Source organism: Palleronia salina (assembly GCF_900141995.1).
GTDB classification, from domain to species: domain Bacteria; phylum Pseudomonadota; class Alphaproteobacteria; order Rhodobacterales; family Rhodobacteraceae; genus Palleronia; species Palleronia salina.
Genome location: NZ_FQZA01000011.1, coordinates 41,148 through 63,829, shown reverse-complemented (window position 1 = coordinate 63,829; position 22,682 = coordinate 41,148). Strand labels below are relative to the sequence as shown.

Genomic DNA, 22,682 nt, shown 5'->3' with positions numbered 1-22,682 from the left:
GTCGCGGCCTAGCTATGGATCATGGATGACGCAACCGGAACCGGACCGATGCCCCAGGACGACCTGCCCGACGCCGCGAAACGCGCCCTTGCCGAGGCCGAGGAACGCCGCCGCAAGGCAAAGGCACAGGAGCTGCCGCCCGAGCTTGGCGGCCGCGACGGCCCCGAGCCCGTGCGCTACGGCGACTGGGAGAAGAAGGGCATCGCCATCGACTTCTGAGGCGATGCCGTGCCCTCAGCGCATGTAAAGGTAGACGCTGCTGCCCGAACTGGGCTGGAAATAGACCCGGTTTTCCCGGATGACGACCGCCTGGCAGCTGTCCTCCCAGCTGCGATCGCCCCATTTCATTTCACGGCAGAACCGGTTGCCGCGCCAATCCCACGACCCGGTGACGGGCGTGCCGAAGGCGCTGCCCTCGATCTGGCCGCCGGGCGTCACGCGCACGCCGACGCCCAGCCGGCTGAGGTTGCGGTTCGCCACGCGGTCCACGAATTCGGCGCGGGTGGTGATCCGTTCGTCCGTCGACGACGCGGCGGCGAGCGGTGTGACGACAAGGGCGGCGGCGATCAGACTGGCACGCAGCATGGGACAAGCTCCTTTGACCTGACGCAAAGGAAGCTTAGGCCCGGAGCGGTCCTATTCCAGACCCAGCACGCTCAACATGTCGTAGGCGCCCGGCGGCTTTCCGTCGCACCAGAGCGCGGCCTTCAGCGCGCCGCGCGCGAACAGGCTGCGGTCGGTCGCCACATGGCTGAGGGTGATGGTCTCGCCCTCGCCCGCGAAGATCACGTCATGGGTGCCGATGATCGACCCGCCGCGAATGGCCGAGAAGCCGATATCGCCAGGCTTTCTTGCGCCCGTGATCCCGTCGCGGCCCCGGTCGGCCACATCGGCGAGGCGCACGCCCCGTCCCTCGGCCGCCGCTTCGCCCAGCATCAGCGCGGTGCCCGAGGGCGCGTCGACCTTGTGGCGGTGATGCGCCTCGACGACCTCGATATCGAACGCCTCGTCCAGCGCGGCGGCGACCTGTTTCACCACGCGGGTCAGCAGGTTGACGCCAAGGCTCATGTTGCCGGCGCGGACGAAGCAGGCGCGCGCGGCGAAGGGGGCGAGCGCCGCCAGCTCGTCGTCGGAGAACCCGGTGGTGCCGATGACCAGGGCGCGCCCCATGTCGGCGCAGATGCGGGCGTGCTCCAGCGTGGCGGCGGGCGCGGTGAAGTCGATGGCGACATCCGCCTGTTCCAACGCCTGCGCCAGGTCGTCCGTCACGGTCACGCCACTGGCCGCGCCGCCCAGCGCCTGGCCCAGATCCTGCCCGATCCAGTCGCTGCCCGGACGTTCGGTGGCGCCCGTCACCTCGACACCATTCATGGTGGCGGCCGTGTCGACCAGCATTCGCCCCATGCGCCCCGAGACGCCGGTGATCGCGATGCGCATGGTGGCTCTCCTTCCCGTCCGGTCGCGTGCGGAAAACCGCTACCGCGCACGGGCAACGGGTGCAACGTCCGGGTTGCGTGGCCGGGCGCGCGGGCCTAGATGCGAGCCATGGCACGAAACAAGTTCTCGGACGGGCCCGGGCCCTCGAACCGCCAGCTGCGCGTGGGCGAGCTGATCCGGCGCACGCTGTCGGACGTGCTGAATCGCGGCGACATCCACGACCCCGAGCTGAACCGCATGTCGGTCACGGTGACCGAGGTGCGCACCTCGCCGGACCTGAAGATCGCCACGGTCTATTGCCTGCCGCTGGGCGGCGACAACCGGCCCGAGGCCATCGCCGCGCTGAAGCGCAACAAATCCGAGCTGCGCCGCGCGCTGGGCCGCGAGATGACGATGAAATACACGCCCGACCTGCGGTTCCTGATCGACGAGACCTTCGACCGCATGGATGCCACGCGCGAGCTGTTCGCCCGCGACGAGGTGCGGCGCGATCTGGATGGCGACGATGAAGACTAGGCTTTTGGCCGGGCTGTGCGCGGTGGCCTGGGCGGGCCTGCCGGGTGGCGCCGCGGCCGCCACCTGCGAGGACGTGCGCTTCGACAAGGCGCGTTTCACGGTCTGCGAGATCGACCTGTCGCGCGAGACCCTGCGCCTGTTCCTGCATGACGACAAGGGTGTGCCGCTGGGCAGCTTTTCCGCCGTGAACCGGAAGCTGAAGCCGCAGGGCACGCGGCTGGGCGTGGCGATGAACGCGGGCATGTATCACCCCGACCGCGCGCCCGTGGGCCACTACGTCGAGGACGGCCAGGAGGTGATGCGCGTGGTCACCTCGGACGGGCCCGGCAATTTCGGCCTGCTGCCCAACGGCGTGCTGTGCCTGCGCGAGGGCGCGGCCAGCATCGTCGAAAGCCGCGCCTATGCCGCCGCCCCGCCCGAGTGCCGCGACGCGACGCAATCGGGCCCCATGCTGGTGATCGACGGCGAGCTGCACCCCCGTTTCCTGGAAGACAGCGACAGCCGCTACGTGCGCAACGGCGTGGGCGTCAGCGCGGACGGGCGCACGGCGTGGCTGGCGATCTCCAACCAGCCCGTGAATTTCCACCATTTCGGACGGCTGTTCCGCGACGGGCTGGGCGCGCGCAACGCGCTCTATTTCGACGGCAACATCTCGCGGCTCTACGACCGCGCGGGCGGGCGCAGCGATTTCGGCCTGCCCATGGGGCCGATCATCGGAACGGTCGAACCGGCGGAGTAGACCATGGCACGCAGGCGCAAGGGGCGCGATATCTCGGGCTTCGTCATCGTGGACAAGCCGGCCGGCACCGGCTCGACCGATGTGGTGAACAAGGTCCGCTGGGCGTTCGAGGCGAAGAAGGCCGGACACGCCGGCACGCTGGACCCGGACGCCACCGGCATCCTCGTCGTGGCGCTGGGCGAGGCGACCAAGGTCCTGCCCCTGCTGACCGACGCGTTGAAGGCCTATGACTTCCAGATCCGCTTCGGCACCGCGACCAGCACCGACGATGCAGGCGGCGACGTCGTGGCCCGCAGCGACGCACGGCCCGACGACGACGCACTGCGCGCCGCCCTGCCCGGCTTCACCGGCGACATCATGCAGGTGCCGCCGCAGGTGTCCGCCGTGAAGGTCGAGGGCGAACGCGCCTACGACCTGGCGCGCGAGGGGGTCGAGATGGAGCTGGCCGCGCGCCCGCTTTACGTCGACAGCCTTGAGCTGACCGACCGGCCCGACGCCAACAGCGCGCATCTGCAACTGGTCTGCGGCAAGGGCGGGTACGTCCGCGCCATCGCCCGCGACCTGGGCGAAGCGCTGGGCACGCGGGCTCACGTGACCGCGCTGCGCCGGCTGTGGTCGGGGCCCTTCACGCTGGACCACGCGGTGACGCTGGACGAGATCCAGCGCCTTGGCCGCACGCCCGAGATCGACGACCTGCTGCTGCCCGTCGAGGCGGGGCTCGAGCAGGTGCCGTCGGTGCAGATCGGCGCCATCGCCGTGCCGCGTCTGAAGAACGGCAATCCCTGCGACGTGCTGTCGACCCAGGCCGATTTCGGCGAGACCTGCTGGGCCGCCCATCGCGGACAGGCGCTGGCGATCGGCACCTACCGCGCGGGGCAGTTCCAGCCGTCGCGCGTGCTGAACCGTTCCGACGCGGGCGCATGATCGAGCGGTCGCACCAGAAAGGCGACGCGGCCAGCGTCGCGCGCTATTCCGACTGCGAAGGCTATCGCTGGGATCTCACCCGGGTCTGGGACACCGACGGGCCGCGCGCGCTGTTCGTCATGCTGAACCCGTCGACCGCGACCGAGGTGCAGAACGACCCCACGGTCGAGCGCTGCGAGCGCCGCGCACGGGCGCAGGGCTTCGGCGCCTTCCGGGTGTGCAACATCTTCGCGTGGCGCAGCACCGACCCGAAGGGCCTGCGCAAGGTGGATGATCCTGTCGGCCCCGAGAACGACGCCGCGATCCTCGAAGGGGCCGACTGGGCCGACCGCGTGATCTGCGCCTGGGGCACCCATGGTGCGTTGCTGGATCGCGGCCCCGCGGTCGAGCGGCTTCTGCGCGACCGGGGCCACGCGCTGCATCACCTGGGCCTCAGCAAGGCCGGCCACCCGAAGCACCCGCTCTACATCGGCTACGGCGTTGCGCCGCAGTCCTGGTAGCCTAGGCGGCCTGTCCTGACAGGGGCGCGATCACGATATCATCGACCGAAAGGCCGTCTTGCGGGCCCGCGACGGTCGCGACCCAGCTGTCGCCCACGAAAACCATCGTCCCGTCGCCATCGGGCGCGGGCCGGAGCGACAGCGGGCCGGCCGCGTCGGTTTCGATCCGCAGCAGGTCATCGCCGGGCGTGAAATCGGACACGCGCAGGACACTGGCGCTGGGCGGCAGGTCGTCGGGACCGCTGTCGAGGTAGTCGTCCGGATCCTCGTCCGGCGACAGGACAACGCCGTAGTCATCGCAGCCCGGATCGGGGCGCGACGGCGCCTCGGGATCTTCGGGGGCCACGACCTGGCCCGGGTCGTCGACCGGGTCAGGTGGCGTCGCGGGCGTCTCGGGATCCTCGGGCGCGACGGGCGGCGTATCCCCGGCCGGGGCATGGGCCGAGCCGGACGGCGTATCGGGCGCGGTCACGATCGCGGCCTCTTCGGCCTGCGCGGCCAACAGATCGGACAGGGAAACCGCCCCTTTCTGCCCTTCGAATGCGACCGAGACGCTGTCGACGGGCACGGTGTCGAACCCCTGGAAGGTCAGCGCGACGGTCCCGCCGTCCTGTTGCCACGACAGGGTCGCATCGGCATCATCCGTGGCCCCCGAAAGAACCATGTCCGACGCGTGGACGGGCAGCGACAGGGCCACATCGTCGAGCCCGGGCACCAGGTTCTCGACCAGGTGCGTGCCCGGCCCGACATCCACGTGCAGGGTCGTGGCGACACCCACATGGGCCGGGTCTTGCGCGACCGGCGCCGTCTGCACCGGCGCGACATGATCCAGCAGGTCGCCGCCCCCTTCCGGCGCCTGCACCACGTCATCCTCGGACGGCGGGTCGTCGTCCGCCTCGTCGCCCCGGGCCTTCACCACGGACAGCACGTCCGGAAGCGCCATCGCCCCCGCCAGACCGGCCAGAACCAAAGCTGCCAGCATATCCTCACCCCTTCGCCCCGATTGTCCGGGACACTGTAGGGTGGCTGGATTACCGTCGGGTGTGAGAAGAAATTCACTTTCAAGGTTAAGCTCATGTCCAACGCCCCGTCCGATTTCGAAGCGTTCGACCATCGCCGCGTGAATTGCGGTGCGGTCAGCCTGTCGGTGGCGCGGGCCGGATCGGGCCCGCCCCTCGTGCTGTTGCACGGCTATCCCGAGACGTCGCAGGCCTGGCATCGCGTGGCGCCCGCGCTGGCGGCGCGCTTCGACGTGATCGTGCCCGACCTGCGCGGCTATGGCGACAGCGACGCGCCCGCCGACGACGCGGACCACACCGTCTATTCCAAGCGCGCGATGGCCGCGGATATCGCCGGGCTGCTGGATAGGCTGGGGATCGAGCGGGCCCATGTCTTGGGGCATGACCGCGGGGCGCGGGTGGCTTACCGATTCGCGCTGGACCATCCCGACCGCCTGCGCCGCCTGGGCGTGATCGAGATCGTGCCCACCGGCAGTTTCTGGTCCATGTGGACGGCCGAGATCGCCATGGCGGCTTACCACTGGACCTTCCTTGCGCAGCCCAGCCCCCTGCCCGAGCGGATGATCGGCGCGGACCCCGGGGGATACCTGGACTGGACGCTGGCCAGCTGGTCGGCGACGCGCGACCTGGCCCCCTTCTCGGACACGGCGCTGGAGGCCTATCGCGCGCAGATGGCAACGCCCGAGCGGCGCGCGGCCATGTGCGCCGACTATCGCGCGGGGGCCACGACAGACCGGCGCATCGACGACGCGGACCGCGCCGCCGGACGGCGAATCGCGGCGCCGGTCCTGTTCCTGCACGGTCGCAGCGGGTTTCCGGCGCGCACGGGCGACCCGGCCGGCCTGTGGCACGACTGGGCCGAGGACATCACCCTGGCCGAATGCGACGGCGGGCACTTCACGATGGAAGAGGCGCCCGGCCAGGTCATCGACGCAGCGATGGACTTCTTCGGGGCAGACTAGACGCGGCGCTCAGGCCGCGTCGCGGGTCTCGTTCACGGCGGCGAGCTCGGCTTCCAGGTCCGATCCGATCAGCTCGATGTCGTCGGGATCGACCCGGCCGGCCCCGCCGGTCACCCGCATCATCACCTTCCCGTCCAGCCGCACGAACACGTCGCTGGTGCCGTCGACCGCCTGGACCGAGACTCGCGGATAGGCCGAGGCATTGGGATCGTAGACGATGACCAGCTGGTCTTCCTCGGGGTCGAAATCGTCGATGACGGGCGCGCTGGCCTCGGTGCCGTCTACCCAGGTGCCGCCGGCCAGCGGCAGGGGGGGACCGCCGGCCGTTGCGGCGGCGGCCGGCGCGGCGGCGCGCGGCGTTTCCTGCATGGTGCGAAGCGACCCGATCTCGCTGGCGAGGTCGGTCTGGAGGCTTTCGCGGAAGGCGCGGCTGTCCCCGTCCGCCACGCCCGGCGGCGGCGCCAGCTTGGACAGCAACCCGTCGAGGGTCTGACCATCATCGCCATCGGTTTCGGTGTCATGGTCCCAGCTGCTCGCGTCAGCATCGGCGCCGGGCCGGTTGCCGCGCTTGCCAAGGAGGGGCTTCAGGCCCGCGACTACATCGGCGATCCGGCCGCGCAGCCGCTGGAGACGTCCCGGCGCGGCATTTTCCCCGTCGACCTTGGCGCCCTTGAGATCAATCATCGACAGGACGAACAGCGCGGCCGCCGCTGTCAGGAATACCATAGACATGCCGACCGCACCTCCTTGACCGGGCTTTCTTTCCTGCACAGTGGACGCGGATTGCGCTCAGCGCGGGGTTGAAATGGGGAAAATTGAAGGAACCACCGCGACCGGCCCGGACGGGGGGGTTTTCATGGCGCGCCGATTGGTCTAGACGCGCATCCGCACCGTTGCGTGCGGACTCCATGGGCCTTGCTGGACGACATCCCGGCCTGCGCCGTCACACCAGACCTTAAGAAGGAGATACCCGATGTCGATCACCGCAGACGAAAAACAGCGTCTCATCAAGGAATTCGGCACCAAGAGCGGCGACACCGGTTCGCCCGAGGTGCAGGTCGCCATCCTGACCACCCGGATTGCCGCGCTGACCGAGCACTTCAAGACCCACAAGAAGGACAACCACTCGCGCCGTGGCCTTCTGAAGCTGGTCGCCCAGCGCCGCAAGCTGCTGGACTACACCAAGGCCCGCGACGAGGCCCGTTACCAGGACCTGATCAAGCGCCTGGGCATCCGCCGCTAAGCTGCGCGCGACAAAAGATGTGTTTCCGAAGGGCCGCCAGTGTGCGGCCCTTTTTGCTGGCCTGACGGGGGCTTTGTCGCGAAAGGCGCACGCGCGCCTTTTTCCTGCGCGTCCCGGTGAAGGTCAGGCGATGTTCCGGCGGGTCGAGATGTGCCGCGACCGGTTTCCGGCCCGCGCCCGCTCCGGCTGCCGCAAAAGGCCGCGCCGAACGGCGTCCGACCGGGGAAGGTCCGGCACGGAGAGCATCGGATAGCCCTCGGTTCCGTGCGGCTCGATCAGCCATTTGCGATTCTTCGCATGGCGCCAGACCAGTCGACGTGCCTTGGGGGCAGACAGGATGGGCCGTGCGGCGCGGTCCGGCCCCGCCAAGGCCAGGGCCGCGGGGTGGTTCAACCGGATCTCTGCCATGTTCTCGTCGCCAAGGGTCTTCAGGCTTTCTTGGCCGAGAAGCAGGCTTTCGCACGGGGCCCGCTCGGCCCAGAGGATCTCGTGCCGCTCCAGCAGGATGTGATAGTAGTCCACGCCCTTCCCGATCCCCGCCCGCTTGATCCCGTCGAGACCGACCAGGTGCCGGGCGGCGATCAGTACCTCGGACGAACCGGTCATGCGTTCGGCGATGCGGGACCGCACGAGAACGCGGTGCTGCGGCGACACGGTCAGGTCGCGCGTGGGCAGCCCCGGCCCGAGGGATCCGCGGCGGATGCGGACCGGACCGAGCCTGGGATTCTTGCGCAGCGTCGCAGCCTCGATCCGGGTCGCGCCGATCCAGACCACGCGCTGGAAGCCGCGATCGGCGGTGCGCACCCAGTCGCCGACGCGAAGATCCTCGACCGGGCGGTCCATCCCGGCGGAGACGAAGATGCGGGTGCCCCGGGCGAAGCAGACCGCGCGCACGTTATCGTCCGTGGTCGATACCAGCGCGGCGTCGCTTCCCCCGACATCGTTCAGGCTGCCAGTCCGGATCTCCTCGACATTCATGTCGCCGTAGCGATCCGACGGGATGATGAAGTACCGTGTGTCACCGCCGTTCGAAACGGTCAGGAAAACCGCGTCGAGATTGCTTTCGCTCTGGGGATTGAACGAGTTGTTGGTTCCGTCGCCCTCGGTGAAGCGGCCGGTGTTGGTGGGCTCCTGGATGCGATCGATGGTATAGGTGGTGCCGTCGATGACGAAATCGTCGCCGATGTCGAACTCGCCGTCGTCCAGATCCGTCGCCGACGCGCTGTTCACCACGCCCAGCAAGTTTCCGAGCGCCAACGAGTACGTCGTGTTTTCCGAGATCCCCGTGACCTCGAAGAGATCGTAAACGGTTGCCATCTGCTCTGCTTTCGGGCCTCTGCGTCGTCAATCCACGCGATCTTGCGCCTTCAAAAATACCCGGCGCGCTCTTCAATTCGGTTAACTCACGATGAGGTCTTCACATCCGATTGCGGCAATATGATGAAAATAATTCTGGTTTCCTTCGTAATGTGCCCGGCCGCGACACAATCGTTAACGGGCTGGAGGACCGGGCTGCGCCCTGCGGCGCATCCGCCCGCCGCACCTAGCAACCACGTGCATTTTCCTGTAAGGCGCGCGCATCTGAGACGTGACGCCATGACCCCGGCGCATGAAAACGATGAGACAGGGGTCGGCGGCAATACGGCCGCCACGAAACAGGGCCACCGGGGAACGCTCCGGCAGATCCGGCCCAGATAGGATACGATAGATGTTCAACGTGACGAAAAAACAGATGCAGTGGGGCGAAGAGACCCTGACGCTCGAGACCGGCAAGGTCGCGCGCCAGGCCGACGGCTCGGTCATCGCGACGCTGGGCGAGACCAGCGTCATGGCCAACGTGACCTTCGCCAAGCAGCAGAAGCCCGGCCAGGACTTCTTCCCGCTGACCGTGCACTACAACGAGAAATACTATGCCGCGGGCAAGGTGCCCGGCGGCTTCTTCAAGCGTGAGGCCCGCCCGACCGAGAAGGAAACGCTGACCTCGCGCCTGATCGACCGTCCGATCCGCCCGCTGTTCGCGCCCGGCTTCAAGAACGAAGTGCTGGTGATGTGCACCGTGCTGTCCCACGACCTGGTCAACGACCCCGACATGGTGGCGATGATCGCCGCGTCGGCCGCGCTGACCCTGTCGGGCGCGCCCTTCATGGGCCCGATCGCCGGCTGCCGCGTGGGCTTCGAGGGTGGCGAATACATCCTGAACCCCGAGATCGACGACATGCACGATCTCAAGAACAACCCCGACCAGCGCCTGGACCTGGTTGTGGCGGGCACCAAGGACGCGGTCATGATGGTCGAGTCCGAGGCCTACGAGCTGACCGAGGCCGAGATGCTGGGCGCGGTGAAATTCGCGCACGAGCAGATCCAGCCGGTGATCGACCTGATCATCGACCTGGCCGAGGACGCCGCGAAAGAGCCCTTCGACTTCCAGCCGCCGGATTACAGCGCGCTGTACGACGCCGTGAAGGCCGCGGGCGAGCAGAAGATGCGCGACGCCTATGCCATCACCGACAAGCAGGAGCGCACCAACGCGGTCGCCAAGGTCAAGGAAGACATCAAGGCCGGCCTGACCGAGGAGCAGCTCGAGGACGAGAATCTCGGCTCGGCCCTGAAGAAGCTGGAATCCGCCGTGCTGCGCGGTGACGTGGTCAAGTCGGGCAAGCGCATCGACGGCCGCCGCACCGACGAGGTCCGGCCGATCCTGGCCGAAACCGGCATCCTGCCGCGCACGCACGGCTCGGCCCTGTTCACCCGGGGCGAGACGCAGGGCCTGGTCATCACGACCCTTGGCACCGGCGACGACGAACAGATGATCGACGCGCTGCAGGGCACGTATCGCAGCAACTTCCTGCTGCACTACAACTTCCCGCCCTACTCGGTCGGCGAAGTGGGTCGCGTGGGCCCTCCGGGTCGCCGCGAGATCGGCCACGGCAAGCTGGCCTGGCGTGCGCTTCAGGCCGTGCTGCCCGCCGCCACCGACTTCCCCTACACCATCCGCGTGGTGTCCGAGATCACGGAATCGAACGGTTCGTCCTCGATGGCGTCGGTCTGCGGTGGCTCGCTTTCCATGATGGACGCGGGCGTTCCGCTGAAATCGGCGGTCGCGGGCGTGGCCATGGGCCTGGTGCTGGAAGACAGCGGTGAATACGCGATCCTGACCGACATCCTCGGCGACGAGGATCACCTGGGCGACATGGACTTCAAGGTCGCCGGCACCGCCGACGGCATCACGTCGCTGCAGATGGACATCAAGGTCGCGGGCATCACCCCCGAGATCATGGAGAAAGCGCTGGAGCAGGCGCGCCAGGGCCGTCTGCACATCCTGGGCGAGATGAACAAGGCGCTGAGCGAGGCCTCGGGCTTCTCCGAGCACGCGCCGCGCATCGAGACCATGCAGATCCCCACCGACAAGATCCGCGAAGTGATCGGCTCGGGCGGCAAGGTCATCCGCGAGATCGTGGAAACCTCGGGCGCCAAGGTCGACATCAACGACGACGGCATCATCAAGATCGCCTCGGCCAACGGCGATGCCATCCAGAAGGCGTATGACATGATCCATTCGATCGTGGCCGAGCCCGAGGAAGGCAAGATCTACAAGGGCACCGTGGTAAAGATCGTCGATTTCGGCGCCTTCGTGAACTTCTTCGGCAAGCGCGACGGCCTGGTGCATGTCAGCCAGATCGAGAACCGCCGCCTGAACCATCCTTCGGACGTCCTGAAGGAAGGCCAGGAAGTCTTCGTGAAGCTCCTGGGCTTCGACGACCGCGGCAAGGTGCGCCTGGCCATGAAGATGGTCGACCAGGAGACCGGCGAAGAGCTGAAGAGAGAAGAAGCGGCCGACTGATCTCTGCCGTAACCTTACTGTCACCCCCGCCTCGTCGCGGGGGTGACAGACACGAGGGCCCGAGACATGGAATACACCTATGTTCCACCGCCAACCCCGACCCTGTCGCGGTGGCGGTCTCTCTACCGGGACCACCCCGGCCTGTCCTGCCTGCGTGTTCTGGAATACGAGGCCATCGGCTCGACCGACATTTCGGGCGATGTGCTGGACTACGGCGGCGGCAGCAAGGCGCCCTATACCGGCCTGCTGAAGAACGCGGACAGCGTGAAGTCCGCGAATATCGATCCCGGCATCAAACCGACCCACATCGTCAAACCGGGCGAACCCCTGCCCTTCGACGATGACAGCTTCGTTTGCGTCGTGTGCTTCAATACCCTTGAACACATCTATGATCCCGTCGCCTCGATGAACGAGATCTTCCGTGTGCTCAAGAAGGGCGGGCGGGCGATCATCACCGTGCCCTTCATCTTCCGCATCCACGGCCACCCCGACGATTTCACCCGCGCCACGCCGAGTTGGTGGCAGGAAACGTGCCGCCGCGTCGGCTTCGACGCGCTGAACCTGCAACCGCTGGTCTGGGGGCGCTACACCTCGGCCGGCTCGATCCTGGGGCATCGCGGAATCTGGCCGCGTGGGCAGTTCCATCTACAGCATCTGAAGGACTGGCTTTACGCGAAGATAACAATCCGCCAATCCGTCTACGGTGGCAAAAGGGGCGATCGCATCTGCGCCGTGTCTCCCGGCTGGATGCTGGTGGCCAGGAAGTAACCGGGTATCCTACTCTCGCCTTGCCGTGGTTGCGTATGGCATGGCAACGGCGCGAGGATACACGGACGCACGGTTCGGGTCCTTGTGATCGAACACATTTCAGCGGGACCGGCACCGGCGGTTCGTCTCCAGGAGGCACCCACAGCATGACGAGAGAACCGCGTGAGATCGCCGGTCACACCGTATTCATCGAGAACGTGCCGCGACCGAAACCGGCGCTGCGCTCGCTTCGGCGTGTCTTCGGTCGACTGACCGGCACCAAGCACGTGGAACGCTTCGGCGTCAGGCTGTGCGTGGACGAGACGATCGTCCCGCGATCGGTCTGCGGCGCCATTCTTGCCGGCACCTACGAACTGGCCGAGGCCGAGCTTCTGCAAAAGGGCCTGAAGCCGGGCGAGAAGGTTCTCGAGATCGGCACCGGCGTCGGGTTCATCTCGCTGCTGGCGGCGCGCCTTACCGGCCCGCAGAACGTATCGTCCTTCGAGGCGAACGACACGCTCAAACCGATCCTGGACGAGAACCGTCGCCTGAACGACATGGCCCCGGACCTGACGTTCAAGGCGGTCACCAAGGACGGCCAGCCGGTGGTCTTCTACCGCGATACCAATCTCGTCTCTTCCTCGATCATCGACAGGGAAGCGGGCGCAACGCGCGTCGAAGTGCCCGCGGTCGCGTTCTCGGGTCTTCTGGCGTCGCTGGAGCCCGACGTCATCGTCATGGACGTGGAGGGGGCCGAGATCGACTTGCTGCGAGATCCCCTGCCCGCCGGTGTGCGGGCGCTCCTCGTCGAGACGCACCCCCACATCGTGGGGACCGAGGCCACGGATGAAATGATCGAAAGATTGGTCCGCGGGGGCTTCGTCCATCATACCGTCATGCACAAGAACATCCTTTTCGAGCGGGAGCGCGCGGACGGATGAGGGTCATCCACCTGCATTTCGGCAAGGAGGGCGGGGCCGAGCGGTTTTTCGTGAACCTCGCCCGGGCCTTCGACCAGCGCGGCGTGGAGCAGCGGTTCTTCATCCGGCCCGACCGCAGCTGGGGCGAGGCCATCGCCGCGCTGGGTCCCGTGGAATACGACAATTTCCGCCGCATCTCGCTGACCCGCTGGCTGACGCGGCGCAAGCTGGACCGGCACATCGCCGAGTTTCGCCCCGACGCGGTGATGTCGTGGATGCCCCGCGCATCGCAGCTGCAACCCCGCAACTTCGATGGCACGCGGCTGGTGCGGCTGGGCGACTATCCCGCGAACCTCAAGCATTTCGGCCATTGCGACATGATCGTCGGGAACACACCCGGCATCACCGCCCATTGCGACGCGCTGGGCTGGGACCGCGGGCTGGCCACGATCTCGAACTTCCCCCGCTGGGTCACGCCCGAGCCCGTTCCCCGCGCGCAGCATGACACGCCCGAGGACGCGCCGCTGGTGGTGACGGGCGGGCGGTTCGTGCCGCGCAAGGGGATGGACGTCGCGCTGCGCGCCGTGGCGCAGATCCCGGGGGCTTGGTTGTGGCTGGTCGGGGACGGCAAGGAACGCGACGCGCTGGAGCAGCTGGCCCGCGAGCTGGGGATCGCCGATCGCACCCGCTTCGTCGGCTGGGTGGACGAACCCATTCACCATATCGCCTCGGGCGACGCCTTCGTCCTGCCCTCGCGCCACGAGCCGCTGGGCAACGTGCTGCTGGAAGCGTGGAAGGCCGGTGTGCCGAGCGTCTCCAGCCGCTGCGAGGGCCCGGCGTGGTTCATGCGCGACGGCGAGGACGGGTTGATGGCCGATATCGACGATGTCGACGGCACCGCCGCCGCCCTGTCGCGCCTTCTCGGGAACCGCGACGCCGCCGCGACGATGGCGACATCGGCGCGCGAACGGCTCGAGGCCATGTTCTCCGAAGATGCGGTCTGTGACGCCTACATGCGCCTTTTCAGGACCCCGCAAGACAAGGTGCGGACGCTGCGATGAGCGTGGGGGCGTTTCTCATCAACCTCGACGGGTCGGACACGCGGCGGCAGTCTGCGGTGGCCCAGCTCGAGACACTCGGGCTAGCCTGGATGCGCGTGCCGGCGGTGGACGGTCGCGGCCTGCCCGTCAGCACCTTCGACGCCTACGATGACGCCGCCGCCCGCCGCTACATGGGGCGGTCGATGACGGGGGGCGAGATCGCCTGCCACCTGAGCCACGCCAAGGCGGCGCAGGCGTTCCTGGACAGCGACCATGCGCTCGGGCTGGTGCTCGAGGACGATTTCACCCTGACCGATGGCGCGGTCGAGGCCATGGGCCCGGTGCTGGACTGGCTGTCCGGTGACGACGCCCCCGCGTGGGAGCTGGTGAACCTGGGCGCGCACAAGCGCAAGATCTCGACTCCCTTCGCCGAGGTGGCGGGACGCACGATCCTGCGGGCGCATTACTTCCCGATGCTCGGGACCGCGATCCTGATGACACGGGACGCCGCCGCGCGCCTTGTCGCGGACTCCGCCCACATCATCTGCCCGGTCGACAATCACTACCGCCACTGGCAGACCCGCACCGGCCGGGGGCTGAGCGTCTGGCCGCCGCTGTTCCGTGCCGGCGATCATCCCAGCGACATCGATGCGCGCACGCGGCGCGCCGACAAGACCCAGCGCCGGGCGACCTATGGCCTGGCCAAGCAACGGCGCCTGTGGGTCGACAAGGCCATCGCCCTGGCGCACAAGCTGGGGCTTGCCGGTCGGGGTTGAGCGCCGATCGCGGTCACGCCGGTGTCATCGTGGTTGTCCCACGCAAAATCGCCTGTATCTTTGGCGCAAACGGATTTTCTCCAGAGGTGGGCAATGAACAGACGCGAATTCATCACGACCGGCCTGGCCGCGTTCGGCGTTTCGGCGCTCGGGCTGCGGGCCGAGGCGCAGGCAGCGGGCATCCCGCCGCCGACGCTGGTGCAGATGCGGGTGCCGCTGCCCGCCAACGAGATCCACGTCTTCCCCAACCATTTCCGGCTTTACCACACCCGCGCCGACGGCACGGCCGTGCGCTATGCCTGCCGCGTGGGCCGTGACAGCCTGTACGAGCCGGGGCAATACTACGTGGGCGCCAAGAAGGCGAACCCGTCGTGGAAGCCCACCCCCGGCATGGTCGAGCGTGAGCCCGAGAAATACGCCCAGTACGAGGAAGACGGCATCCCCGGCGGCCCCAACAATCCGCTGGGCGTGCGCGCGCTCTACCTCTTCCAGCCCGGCCGCGGCGACACCTTCCTGCGCATCCACGGCACCAACGATCCCGGCACCATCGGCCGTGCGGTCTCCAACGGCTGCGCCGGCCTGACGAACGAACATATCCGGGTGCTGTACGACCAGACCCCGATCGACACGCCCGTGGTGCTGTACCCAAAGATGGGCTGACCCGCGCCACGCATCGACGATCCCAGACGGCCCGCGGTCTTCCGCGGGCCGTTTCGCGTTTCAAGGGGGCGGCGGATGCCGCGACGTCGCAGTCATTGCGTCGCAGTGGACTTTGGACCGGCGGGCAGTAGTTCCATGGGCAACACAAGTGGAGCTGTCCCCATGGATTTTTCGTTCGGCCTGGACGCCACGTTGCTGGCCCGGATTCAATTCGGGTTCACCGTCGCGTTCCATTTCATCTTTCCCGCCTTCTCGATCGGGCTGGCGAGTTACCTGGCCGTCGTGAACGGGATGTACCTTTGGACCCGGAACGAGGCCTATCTGCGGCTGTTCAAGTACTGGCTGAAGATCTTCGCGATCTCGTTCGCCATGGGCGTCGTGTCGGGCATCGTCATGTCCTACCAGTTCGGCACCAACTGGTCGGTCTTCTCCGATCTCGCCGGGCCCGTGGTCGGGCCGCTCATGGCTTACGAGGTCTTGACGGCCTTCTTCCTCGAGGCCGGTTTCCTCGGGATCATGCTGTTCGGTCGCGACAAGGTCGGTGACAAGCTGCACATGTTCGCCACGCTGATGGTGGCGGTGGGCACCGCGATCTCGGCCACCTGGATCCTGTCGGTCAACAGCTGGATGCACACGCCCGCGGGCTTCACCATGGGCGAAAACGGCCAGTTCCTGCCCGAAAACTGGTGGGAAATCGTCTTCAACCCGTCCTTCCCCTATCGCCTCGCGCACACGTTGACGGCGGCGTATCTGACCACAGCGTTCATCGTGGGCGGCGTGGGCGCCTATCACCTGCTGCGCGGGCGCACCGACAACGCCGGTGTGCGCACCATGTTCTCGATGGCCATGTGGATGGCCGCGATCGTTGCGCCCCTGCAGATCGTCGCGGGCCACGAACAGGGGCTGAACACCTACGAACACCAGCCCGTCAAGGTGCTGGCGATGGAGGGGCATTTCGAGAGCCACGAGGACGGCATCCCGCTGATCCTGTTCGGCATCCCCAACCAGGAAGAGCAGCGGATCGACTACCAGATCTCGATCCCCCGGCTGGGCGGCCCGATGCTGGAGAAGGGCCTGGACGCGTCGATGGACGGGCTCGACACCGTCCCGCGCGAGATGCAGCCGCCGGTGGGCATCGTGTTCTGGAGCTTCCGCATCATGGTCGGCATCGGCTTCCTGATGGTGGGCATCGGCCTCTGGTCGCTCTGGGCGCGCTGGCGCGGGAACCTGTTCTACGATCGCATGCTGCACCGCGCGGCGCTGGTCATGGGGCCGTCGGGCCTGGTCGCCGTCATCGCCGGCTGGATCACCACCGAGGTCGGGCGCCAGCCATATGTCGTCTACGGCGAGCTTCTGACCGCGGACGCGGTGTCGCCGCTGGGCGCGCAGGCGGTGGGAGCCTCGCTGATCGCCTTCGTCCTGATCTATTTCGCCATCTTCGGCGCCGGCGTCATCTACCTGCTGAAGCTGATGGGCAACCCGCCCGAGCGCGGTCAGCGCGGCGTCCGGACCGAGCCGGGTCCGATCCGGACCGGCGGGATCACCCCCGCCGACCTGACCGGTCCCGGCAAGAACCAGCAACCCGCGGAGTAAGCACATGGAGATCAGTTTCGACCTGACCGTCGCCTGGGCCCTTCTTCTGGCCTTCGCCGTCTATGTCTACGTCGTGCTCGACGGGTTCGACCTGGGCATCGGTATCCTTTACCCGTTCTTCCCCAGGAAGGAGGACCGCGACCTGATGATGAACACGGTCGCGCCGGTCTGGGACGGCAACGAGACCTGGCTGATCCTGGGCGGCGGCGGCCTGTTCGCGGCCTTTCCGCTGGCCTATGCCATCATCATGCCGGCGGTCTATCCGCTCATCATCGCCATGCTGCTGGGTCTGATCTTCCGCGGCGTGGCGTTCGAGTTCCGCTGGCGCGCGGGCAACAAGTTCTCGAAACGGTTCTGGGACGCGGCCTTCATCGGCGGGTCGACCGTGGCGGCGCTGACGCAGGGCATGATCCTGGGCACGCTTCTGCAGGGCATCGAGGTCGACGGCCGCGCCTATGGCGGCGGCTGGTGGGACTGGCTGACGCCCTTCACCCTGCTGACCGGCGTCGCGGTTGTCTGCGGCTATGCGCTGCTGGGCGCGACATGGCTGAACTGGCGGGTCGATGGCGAGCTGCAGCACAAGGTGCGCGTGCTGGCGCGGGTCTTCGGCTTCGCAACGATGGGCTTCATCGGCGCGGTCAGCCTGGCGACCCCGTTCCTGGAACCGGCCTATTTCGAGCGCTGGTTCTCGTGGCCCCAGATCCTCGAGGTGTCGCCGATCCCGATCCTTGTCGTGGGCCTGACCCTGTGGCTGGCCAAGGAGCTGTTCGACGAGCGCAACGACTGGGCGCCCTTTTTCATCACGCTGGGGCTGTTCGGGCTGTGCTTCCTGGGCCTAGGCGTCTGCATGTGGCCCTACGTGATCCCGACCTCGGTCACGCTGTGGGACGCCGCCAGCCCCTATAGCTCGCAACTCTTCATGTTCGTGGGCGCCATCGTGCTGGTGCCGCTGATCCTGGTCTACACGGCCTATGCCTACTGGGTGTTCCGCGGCAAGCTGAAGGTCGGCGACGGATACCACTGATGCTGAGGAAGATCGGGTGGTTCGTGCTGATCTGGGCGGCCAGCGTGGCGGCGTTGGCCGTGGTGGCCTACGGGATCAGGCTGATGATCCTCTAGCCTTGCGGCGCCGGTGGTTCAGGTAGACCGCCAGCGCCGCGACCACGACCGCGCCGCCCAGCAGGCTGAGCGGCGGAACCGGCTCGCCGATGACGGCCCAGACCAGCAGAGGACCCAGCACCGTTTCCAACAGCAGGAAGAGGCTCACATTCGCGGCCTCGGTATAGCGGCTGGCCAGTGACAGCAGGAAGAACGACACCGGCAGGATCACGAGACCGGTGAAGGCGATCGCGGCCATGCGCAGGGGGGCGGCGGCCAGGTCCTCGGCCAGCAGCCAGCCCACGCAGCCCGACAGGGTCGCGCCCAGGCCGATGGTCAGCAGGATCGGCAGGCTGCGATCCGCGCGGTAGACGGTGAAGCTGCCCGCCAGCGACACCGACACCGCCAGCCCGCAGGCCGCGCCCAGCACCGCGCTGCCGCTGCCGTCGCCCTCGCCCCCCGCGAACACCGACAGGCCGATCCCCGACAGCACCACGGCACAGGTCATGGCCGTCGCCCGGCCGACGCTGTCGCCCAGGAACACCGCCCCGAGGATCGCCGACCAGATCGGCACGGTCGCCACGGCGAAAAGGACAACCGCCACCGGCGCCATGGCGATCCCCAAGACGAAGAACAGCGCGTTGACCGCCTGGCACAGCACCGCGAGACCGCCCAGCGGGGTGACCAGCGCGCGCAGATCGCCCGCACGGTCGCGGCTGAGCAGGATCCAGGCGCATCCCATGGCAAGACCCGTCAGAAGCCCGCGCCACGCCATCATCTGCACGCCGTTCATCCCTGACAGCCGCATGAACAGGGTGTCGGGGGCGATCAGCAGCGCGGCCGCGAGGGCCAGCGCCAGGCCGTAGAGGGGATGTTGGCTCATGCCCGCTTGAGGCGCCCGCAGCGCGACAGAGTCAAGGGCCGCCCGGTGGCCGGCCGCGCGACATGAGTATTTGCAGACCAGTGATGTGGGGGAGAAGCGCACTCCGGGGCCGTCGACCTTGGATCCGTGCGGCGGGCGGCCTTCGCGACGGGGCACACCTGCCTTGGCACCAACGAAAAAGACCGGGCGCGCACGCCCGGTCTTCGAGGGGATCTGCATGGCGGCGACCCCGGAGAAGGGCGCCGCCTTGGTGCCCGGTTCAGCCCGGCTGCTTCGTCGTGCGCAGGTAGGGCAGTTTCTTGTCGAACCCGCCGTACTTGCTTTCGCCTTCCTCGTCGCTCACCGCGGCGGTGAGGATGACGTCACCGCCCTGGGTCCAGCCGGCGGGCGTGGCGACCTTGTGCTCGGCCGTCAGGCGGATCGAGTCGAGCGCGCGCAGGATCTCGTCGAAGTTGCGCCCGGTCGTCATGGGGTAGGTCAGCGACAGCTTCACCTTCTTGTCGGGCCCCACGATGAAGACGGTGCGGACCGTCTGGTTGTCGGCGGGCGTGCGGTTGCCCGGCTCGCCCGAGGCCTCGGCCGGCAGCATGTCGTAGAGCTTGGCGATCTTCATGTCGGGATCGCCGATCATCGGGTAGGAGACCTCGTTGCCGGTCAGGCTCTTGATGTCGCCCTTCCACTTGTGGTGGTCATCCACCGGATCGACCGAGATGCCGATGATCTTGGCGTTCCGCTTTGCGAACTCGTCGGCCATGCCGGCCATCATGCCAAGCTCGGTCGTGCAGACCGGGGTGAAGTCCTTGGGGTGGCTGAACAGGATGGCGTAGCCGTCGCCGATCCAGTCGTGGAAACGGATCTCGCCTTCGGTGGTGTCGGCGGTGAAGTCGGGGGCGGTATCGCCGATGCGCAGGGCCATGGGGTCCTCCTTCTGTTAATTCGTTACCCTGAACTTATGCACGGGCGGCGCGGCACCAAGGGGGTATCGGCGAAAGGACCGCCCATTCCGCGATCTGCCGCGGACGCGGAACGGTCGTTCGACGCCAACCCGGATGCCGAATACACAAATTCGCACAGAACCTGCGCCCAGATCCGCGTTTCGTGCGCGAGCCTTCGCCCCTAGGTTACCCGGCAATCGACATCACACGAGGAAAGTCGCCATGCTGTCCCAGATCAACGGTTTGCACCACGTGACCTCCCTGGCCTCGGACGCCCGGGCCAACAACGCGTTCTTCACCGACACGCTGGGCCTGCGCCGGGTGAAGAAGACGGTGAACTTCGACGCGCCGGACGTCTATCACCTCTATTACGGCGACGAGACCGGCAGCCCCGGCAGCGTGATGACCTATTTCCCCTTTCCCGGCGCGCGGCCCGGCCAGCGCGGCACGGGCGAGGTCGGCACCACCGTCTTCACCATCCCGCATGGCGCCGCGTCCTACTGGGGCGAGCGCCTGGGCGCCCGCGGCGTGAAAGCCAGCCGCGAGACGGACGATTTCGGCGCCACGCGGATCGGCTTCGCCGGCCCCGACGGCGACCTCTTCGCGCTGGTCGAGGATGGCGACGATGCCCGCACGCCATGGACCGGGGCGGACGTGCCCGAAGACGCGGCCATCCGCGGCTTCCACTCGGCATCCATGCGCGTGCAGGACCGGGCGGCCACGGTCGAGCTGCTGAATTTCATGGGCTACGACACGGTCGAGACGCGCGGCGCCACCACGCGGATGATCGTGCCGGATGGCACCGCCAACGTGATCGACATCGAGGAACACCCGACCGCACCCATGGCCGGACAGGGCGCGGGATCGGTGCACCACATCGCGTTCTCGGTGGACAACCGCGCGCGGCAGCTCGAGGTGCGCGAGGCCCTGCTGGACACCGGCTACCAGGTGACGCCGGTGATCGACCGCGATTATTTCTGGGCGATCTACTTCCGCACGCCGGGCGGCATCCTGTTCGAGGTCGCCACGAACGAGCCCGGCTTCGACCGGGACGAGGACACCGCGCATCTGGGCCAAGCCTTGAAACTGCCGTCGCAGCATGAGTACCTGCGCGAACGGCTTGAGCGCCACCTGCAACCGATCGAGTGAAAGCAATGCCTTACCACGCGCTGCGCCACGACGGCGACACCAACCGGCTGATCCTGACCTTCCACGGGACCGGCGGCACGGCCGGGCAATTCCACGGCGCGGCGCAGGCCATGGTGCCGGGCGCGCATGTCGTCTCGCCCAACGGCGACGTACTGGAGGGCGGCGCGCAGCGGTTCTTCAGGCGCAAGGCCGAAGGCGTCTACGACATGGATGACCTGGCCACACGCACGGCCGCCATGACCGAGTTCGTGCTGGCCGAGCGCGAGCGCACGGGCGCCGAGCATGTGACCGGGCTGGGCTATTCCAACGGTGCCAATATCCTCGCCTCGGTGGCGTTCCAGCGGCCCGAGCTTTTCGACGCGCTGGTCCTGATGCACCCGCTCATCCCCTGGGTGCCCGAGCCGCAGGAGGGCATGGCGATGACGCGCGTGCTGATCACCGCCGGGCGGCAGGACCCGATCTGCCCGCCCGAGCTGACGCAGGCGCTGGCCGACTGGTTCACCGCGCAGAAGGCGGATTGCCTGCTGGCATGGCATCCCGGCGGTCACGAGATCCCCCAGTCCGAGGTCGAGGCGGTCGCCGACTTCCTCTGAGCGTTCAGAACGGTGCGGGGGCGACGAAGCTGCGCCGCGCGCCGCCGCTGGGATGGAAGAGCGACAGCGCCTCGGCATGCAGCATCATGCGCGGCGCAGGCGGACCGTCGTAAAGCGGGTCGCCGAGGATCGGGTGCCCCAGGTCGGACAGGTGCACGCGCAACTGGTGCGACCGGCCCGTTTCGGGGTGCAGGATCATCCGGGTGTGGCCGGCGTAGCGCGCCGCCACCTGCCAGCGGGTCACCGCACGCTTGCCGTCCGGGTGCACCATCTGGCGGGGGCGGTTTGGCCAGTCCGCCATGAGCGGGCGGTCGATCACCCCTTCAGCGTCCGCGACCTGCCCCGCCGCAAGCGCGACGTAGCGCTTTTCCACGTGCCGCCGCTCGAACTGAAGGCCCAGATGCCGCTGCGCCGCGGGGTTTCGGGCGAAGACCATGACGCCCGAGGTGTCCCGGTCCAGCCTGTGAACCAGCAACACGCCCGGATCGTCAGCTCGCAAGCGCGCCTCGAGACAATCTGCCAGCGCCGGGCCCTTCCCCGGCACCGACAGCAGGCCCTCGGGCTTTACCGCGACCAGCAGGTCGGCGTCGCGGTGAAGGATCTCGATCGGATCGACCGGTGGCGCGTAGTCAGAGCCGGCCAAACACGTCCCCCAGGATCGCGCCCAGGCGGTCGGCGTCGTCCCGCGTGAAGGCGGCCGGCAGGTCGCTGTCGATATCGAAGACGGCGATGACGTCGCCCGCCCCATTGAGGACCGGGAGGACCAGCTCGGACCGGGTCGAGGACGCGCAGGCGATGTGGTCGGGAAACGCCTCGACATCATCGACCAGCTGCACCTCGCGCGAGCGGGCGGCCGCGCCGCAGACGCCCCGGTCGAACGGGATGACGAGGCAGCCGTGGCCGCCCTGGTAGGGCCCGATCTTCAGCAGGTCCGGGGCGACGACGCGGTAGAAACCGGTCCAGTCGAACCGGTCGTCGGCGTGGTGCACCTCGCAGGCGACGGTGGCCATAAGCGCGACGGCGTCATCTTCGCCCTCGGTCAGCGACGCGATGGTTTTCGACAGCAGGTCGTAATCGGGCATGGGGCCTCACGGACAGGAAGCGCGG

Annotated in this window: 27 protein-coding genes; 18 read left to right on the top strand and 9 right to left on the bottom strand. The window is 67.8% G+C overall.

Annotated features, from left to right (window positions below; all coding sequences use genetic code 11):
* The first annotated feature begins 21 nt into the window (after positions 1–21).
* Complete coding sequence (locus tag BUB76_RS14130; RefSeq protein WP_073129446.1) at positions 22–219, top strand: DUF1674 domain-containing protein; 198 nt, start codon at positions 22–24, stop codon at positions 217–219.
* 15 nt (positions 220–234) lie between these two features.
* Here the strand turns inward: BUB76_RS14130 and BUB76_RS14125 are convergent, their stop codons facing one another.
* The gene (locus tag BUB76_RS14125) at positions 235–585 is read right to left on the bottom strand and encodes a hypothetical protein (RefSeq protein ID WP_073129445.1); all 351 of its coding nucleotides are present in this window, start codon (positions 583–585) and stop codon (positions 235–237) included.
* A gap of 51 nt (positions 586–636) precedes the next feature.
* Positions 637–1,437, bottom strand: a complete 801-nt coding sequence (gene dapB / locus BUB76_RS14120) for a 4-hydroxy-tetrahydrodipicolinate reductase (protein ID WP_073129444.1) — start codon at positions 1,435–1,437, stop codon at positions 637–639.
* Positions 1,438–1,545: 108 nt separating this feature from the next.
* On the opposite strand from dapB, the gene rbfA reads away from it, so the two are divergent.
* From rbfA to BUB76_RS14100, 4 genes are read left to right on the top strand one after another with little or no spacing between them, the layout of a single operon-like run.
* Positions 1,546–1,953 (top strand): 30S ribosome-binding factor RbfA, encoded by a 408-nt coding sequence (rbfA, locus tag BUB76_RS14115; protein ID WP_073129443.1) that lies wholly within the window; start codon positions 1,546–1,548, stop codon positions 1,951–1,953.
* Positions 1,943–2,692 (top strand): phosphodiester glycosidase family protein, encoded by a 750-nt coding sequence (locus BUB76_RS14110; protein ID WP_073129500.1) that lies wholly within the window; start codon positions 1,943–1,945, stop codon positions 2,690–2,692. Before rbfA ends, BUB76_RS14110 begins: the two co-directional genes overlap by 11 nt.
* A gap of 3 nt (positions 2,693–2,695) precedes the next feature.
* The gene (gene truB, locus BUB76_RS14105; protein ID WP_073129442.1) at positions 2,696–3,616 is read left to right on the top strand and encodes a tRNA pseudouridine(55) synthase TruB; all 921 of its coding nucleotides are present in this window, start codon (positions 2,696–2,698) and stop codon (positions 3,614–3,616) included.
* Positions 3,613–4,116, top strand: coding sequence for a DUF1643 domain-containing protein (locus BUB76_RS14100; RefSeq protein ID WP_073129441.1), 504 nt, complete (start codon positions 3,613–3,615; stop codon positions 4,114–4,116). The genes truB and BUB76_RS14100 overlap by 4 nt, the downstream gene beginning before the upstream one ends.
* Before the next feature lies 1 nt (position 4,117).
* Here the strand turns inward: BUB76_RS14100 and BUB76_RS14095 are convergent, their stop codons facing one another.
* A complete protein-coding gene (locus BUB76_RS14095) occupies positions 4,118–5,098 on the bottom strand; it encodes a hypothetical protein (protein ID WP_073129440.1) in 981 nt (326 codons plus the stop codon).
* 93 nt (positions 5,099–5,191) lie between these two features.
* Between BUB76_RS14095 and BUB76_RS14090 the strand changes: the two genes are divergently transcribed.
* Positions 5,192–6,097: an alpha/beta fold hydrolase gene (locus BUB76_RS14090; protein WP_073129439.1), complete on the top strand. Its 906-nt coding sequence runs from the start codon at positions 5,192–5,194 to the stop codon at positions 6,095–6,097.
* A 9-nt stretch (positions 6,098–6,106) separates the two neighbouring features.
* Here BUB76_RS14090 and BUB76_RS14085 read toward each other — a convergent pair whose 3' ends face one another.
* Entirely contained in the window at positions 6,107–6,829 is a 723-nt protein-coding gene (locus BUB76_RS14085; protein WP_139250877.1) for a hypothetical protein, read from the bottom strand.
* 241 nt (positions 6,830–7,070) lie between these two features.
* Between BUB76_RS14085 and rpsO the strand changes: the two genes are divergently transcribed.
* Positions 7,071–7,340: a 30S ribosomal protein S15 gene (gene rpsO, locus BUB76_RS14080; RefSeq protein ID WP_073129437.1), complete on the top strand. Its 270-nt coding sequence runs from the start codon at positions 7,071–7,073 to the stop codon at positions 7,338–7,340.
* 123 nt (positions 7,341–7,463) lie between these two features.
* Here the strand turns inward: rpsO and BUB76_RS14075 are convergent, their stop codons facing one another.
* Positions 7,464–8,657: a Hint domain-containing protein gene (locus BUB76_RS14075; protein ID WP_073129436.1), complete on the bottom strand. Its 1,194-nt coding sequence runs from the start codon at positions 8,655–8,657 to the stop codon at positions 7,464–7,466.
* A gap of 391 nt (positions 8,658–9,048) precedes the next feature.
* On the opposite strand from BUB76_RS14075, the gene pnp reads away from it, so the two are divergent.
* From pnp to BUB76_RS14030, 9 genes are all read left to right on the top strand, one after another.
* Positions 9,049–11,181 (top strand): polyribonucleotide nucleotidyltransferase, encoded by a 2,133-nt coding sequence (gene pnp / locus BUB76_RS14070; RefSeq protein ID WP_073129435.1) that lies wholly within the window; start codon positions 9,049–9,051, stop codon positions 11,179–11,181.
* A gap of 66 nt (positions 11,182–11,247) precedes the next feature.
* Complete coding sequence (locus tag BUB76_RS14065) at positions 11,248–11,949, top strand: class I SAM-dependent methyltransferase (RefSeq protein ID WP_073129434.1); 702 nt, start codon at positions 11,248–11,250, stop codon at positions 11,947–11,949.
* A 146-nt stretch (positions 11,950–12,095) separates the two neighbouring features.
* Positions 12,096–12,869 (top strand): FkbM family methyltransferase, encoded by a 774-nt coding sequence (locus BUB76_RS14060; RefSeq protein ID WP_175550318.1) that lies wholly within the window; start codon positions 12,096–12,098, stop codon positions 12,867–12,869.
* A complete protein-coding gene (locus BUB76_RS14055) occupies positions 12,866–13,909 on the top strand; it encodes a glycosyltransferase (RefSeq protein ID WP_073129433.1) in 1,044 nt (347 codons plus the stop codon). The genes BUB76_RS14060 and BUB76_RS14055 overlap by 4 nt, the downstream gene beginning before the upstream one ends.
* On the top strand, positions 13,906–14,664 hold the full coding sequence (locus BUB76_RS14050) for a glycosyltransferase family 25 protein (RefSeq protein ID WP_073129432.1): 759 nt from the start codon (positions 13,906–13,908) through the stop codon (positions 14,662–14,664). Before BUB76_RS14055 ends, BUB76_RS14050 begins: the two co-directional genes overlap by 4 nt.
* 93 nt (positions 14,665–14,757) lie before the next feature.
* On the top strand, positions 14,758–15,324 hold the full coding sequence (locus BUB76_RS14045; RefSeq protein ID WP_073129431.1) for a L,D-transpeptidase: 567 nt from the start codon (positions 14,758–14,760) through the stop codon (positions 15,322–15,324).
* Positions 15,325–15,486: 162 nt separating this feature from the next.
* Positions 15,487–16,917 (top strand): cytochrome ubiquinol oxidase subunit I, encoded by a 1,431-nt coding sequence (locus BUB76_RS14040; RefSeq protein ID WP_073129430.1) that lies wholly within the window; start codon positions 15,487–15,489, stop codon positions 16,915–16,917.
* A gap of 10 nt (positions 16,918–16,927) precedes the next feature.
* On the top strand, positions 16,928–17,941 hold the full coding sequence (gene cydB, locus BUB76_RS14035; protein WP_214607545.1) for a cytochrome d ubiquinol oxidase subunit II: 1,014 nt from the start codon (positions 16,928–16,930) through the stop codon (positions 17,939–17,941).
* Positions 17,941–18,036, top strand: coding sequence for a DUF2474 family protein (locus BUB76_RS14030; protein ID WP_073129428.1), 96 nt, complete (start codon positions 17,941–17,943; stop codon positions 18,034–18,036). Before cydB ends, BUB76_RS14030 begins: the two co-directional genes overlap by 1 nt.
* Here the strand turns inward: BUB76_RS14030 and BUB76_RS14025 are convergent.
* Both BUB76_RS14025 and BUB76_RS14020 read right to left on the bottom strand, forming a co-directional pair.
* The gene (locus BUB76_RS14025; protein ID WP_073129427.1) at positions 18,017–18,898 is read right to left on the bottom strand and encodes a DMT family transporter; all 882 of its coding nucleotides are present in this window, start codon (positions 18,896–18,898) and stop codon (positions 18,017–18,019) included. The two genes, BUB76_RS14030 and BUB76_RS14025, sit on opposite strands and share 20 nt — an antisense overlap.
* Positions 18,899–19,157: 259 nt before the next feature.
* Positions 19,158–19,814: a peroxiredoxin gene (locus BUB76_RS14020; protein ID WP_073129426.1), complete on the bottom strand. Its 657-nt coding sequence runs from the start codon at positions 19,812–19,814 to the stop codon at positions 19,158–19,160.
* Between the two features lie 241 nt (positions 19,815–20,055).
* On the opposite strand from BUB76_RS14020, the gene BUB76_RS14015 reads away from it, so the two are divergent.
* Together BUB76_RS14015 and BUB76_RS14010 are read left to right on the top strand one after the other, a co-directional pair.
* Positions 20,056–20,982, top strand: coding sequence for a VOC family protein (locus BUB76_RS14015; RefSeq protein ID WP_073129425.1), 927 nt, complete (start codon positions 20,056–20,058; stop codon positions 20,980–20,982).
* 5 nt (positions 20,983–20,987) lie between these two features.
* Positions 20,988–21,575, top strand: a complete 588-nt coding sequence (locus BUB76_RS14010; protein ID WP_073129424.1) for an alpha/beta hydrolase — start codon at positions 20,988–20,990, stop codon at positions 21,573–21,575.
* Positions 21,576–21,579: 4 nt separating this feature from the next.
* Here the strand turns inward: BUB76_RS14010 and BUB76_RS14005 are convergent, their stop codons facing one another.
* Positions 21,580–22,218 carry an RluA family pseudouridine synthase gene (locus BUB76_RS14005; protein ID WP_073129423.1) on the bottom strand — a complete coding sequence of 213 codons (639 nt, stop codon included), beginning with the start codon at positions 22,216–22,218 and terminating at the stop codon, positions 21,580–21,582.
* Positions 22,205–22,657 carry a free L-methionine (R)-S-oxide reductase MsrC gene (msrC, locus tag BUB76_RS14000; RefSeq protein ID WP_073129422.1) on the bottom strand — a complete coding sequence of 151 codons (453 nt, stop codon included), beginning with the start codon at positions 22,655–22,657 and terminating at the stop codon, positions 22,205–22,207. The genes BUB76_RS14005 and msrC overlap by 14 nt, the downstream gene beginning before the upstream one ends.
* Positions 22,658–22,682: the final 25 nt, after the last annotated feature.

What these genes read in the sequence shown, in the direction of transcription:
- BUB76_RS14130 (WP_073129446.1), top strand. Translation starts at nt 22, where the DNA reads ATGGATGACGCAACCGGAACCGGACCGATGCCCCAGGACGACCTGCCC.
- BUB76_RS14125 (WP_073129445.1), bottom strand. Translation starts at nt 585, where the DNA reads ATGCTGCGTGCCAGTCTGATCGCCGCCGCCCTTGTCGTCACACCGCTC.
- dapB (WP_073129444.1), bottom strand. Translation starts at nt 1,437, where the DNA reads ATGCGCATCGCGATCACCGGCGTCTCGGGGCGCATGGGGCGAATGCTG.
- rbfA (WP_073129443.1), top strand. Translation starts at nt 1,546, where the DNA reads ATGGCACGAAACAAGTTCTCGGACGGGCCCGGGCCCTCGAACCGCCAG.
- BUB76_RS14110 (WP_073129500.1), top strand. Translation starts at nt 1,943, where the DNA reads ATGAAGACTAGGCTTTTGGCCGGGCTGTGCGCGGTGGCCTGGGCGGGC.
- truB (WP_073129442.1), top strand. Translation starts at nt 2,696, where the DNA reads ATGGCACGCAGGCGCAAGGGGCGCGATATCTCGGGCTTCGTCATCGTG.
- BUB76_RS14100 (WP_073129441.1), top strand. Translation starts at nt 3,613, where the DNA reads ATGATCGAGCGGTCGCACCAGAAAGGCGACGCGGCCAGCGTCGCGCGC.
- BUB76_RS14095 (WP_073129440.1), bottom strand. Translation starts at nt 5,098, where the DNA reads ATGCTGGCAGCTTTGGTTCTGGCCGGTCTGGCGGGGGCGATGGCGCTT.
- BUB76_RS14090 (WP_073129439.1), top strand. Translation starts at nt 5,192, where the DNA reads ATGTCCAACGCCCCGTCCGATTTCGAAGCGTTCGACCATCGCCGCGTG.
- BUB76_RS14085 (WP_139250877.1), bottom strand. Translation starts at nt 6,829, where the DNA reads ATGTCTATGGTATTCCTGACAGCGGCGGCCGCGCTGTTCGTCCTGTCG.
- rpsO (WP_073129437.1), top strand. Translation starts at nt 7,071, where the DNA reads ATGTCGATCACCGCAGACGAAAAACAGCGTCTCATCAAGGAATTCGGC.
- BUB76_RS14075 (WP_073129436.1), bottom strand. Translation starts at nt 8,657, where the DNA reads ATGGCAACCGTTTACGATCTCTTCGAGGTCACGGGGATCTCGGAAAAC.
- pnp (WP_073129435.1), top strand. Translation starts at nt 9,049, where the DNA reads ATGTTCAACGTGACGAAAAAACAGATGCAGTGGGGCGAAGAGACCCTG.
- BUB76_RS14065 (WP_073129434.1), top strand. Translation starts at nt 11,248, where the DNA reads ATGGAATACACCTATGTTCCACCGCCAACCCCGACCCTGTCGCGGTGG.
- BUB76_RS14060 (WP_175550318.1), top strand. Translation starts at nt 12,096, where the DNA reads ATGACGAGAGAACCGCGTGAGATCGCCGGTCACACCGTATTCATCGAG.
- BUB76_RS14055 (WP_073129433.1), top strand. Translation starts at nt 12,866, where the DNA reads ATGAGGGTCATCCACCTGCATTTCGGCAAGGAGGGCGGGGCCGAGCGG.
- BUB76_RS14050 (WP_073129432.1), top strand. Translation starts at nt 13,906, where the DNA reads ATGAGCGTGGGGGCGTTTCTCATCAACCTCGACGGGTCGGACACGCGG.
- BUB76_RS14045 (WP_073129431.1), top strand. Translation starts at nt 14,758, where the DNA reads ATGAACAGACGCGAATTCATCACGACCGGCCTGGCCGCGTTCGGCGTT.
- BUB76_RS14040 (WP_073129430.1), top strand. Translation starts at nt 15,487, where the DNA reads ATGGATTTTTCGTTCGGCCTGGACGCCACGTTGCTGGCCCGGATTCAA.
- BUB76_RS14030 (WP_073129428.1), top strand. Translation starts at nt 17,941, where the DNA reads ATGCTGAGGAAGATCGGGTGGTTCGTGCTGATCTGGGCGGCCAGCGTG.
- BUB76_RS14025 (WP_073129427.1), bottom strand. Translation starts at nt 18,898, where the DNA reads ATGAGCCAACATCCCCTCTACGGCCTGGCGCTGGCCCTCGCGGCCGCG.
- BUB76_RS14020 (WP_073129426.1), bottom strand. Translation starts at nt 19,814, where the DNA reads ATGGCCCTGCGCATCGGCGATACCGCCCCCGACTTCACCGCCGACACC.
- BUB76_RS14015 (WP_073129425.1), top strand. Translation starts at nt 20,056, where the DNA reads ATGCTGTCCCAGATCAACGGTTTGCACCACGTGACCTCCCTGGCCTCG.
- BUB76_RS14010 (WP_073129424.1), top strand. Translation starts at nt 20,988, where the DNA reads ATGCCTTACCACGCGCTGCGCCACGACGGCGACACCAACCGGCTGATC.
- msrC (WP_073129422.1), bottom strand. Translation starts at nt 22,657, where the DNA reads ATGCCCGATTACGACCTGCTGTCGAAAACCATCGCGTCGCTGACCGAG.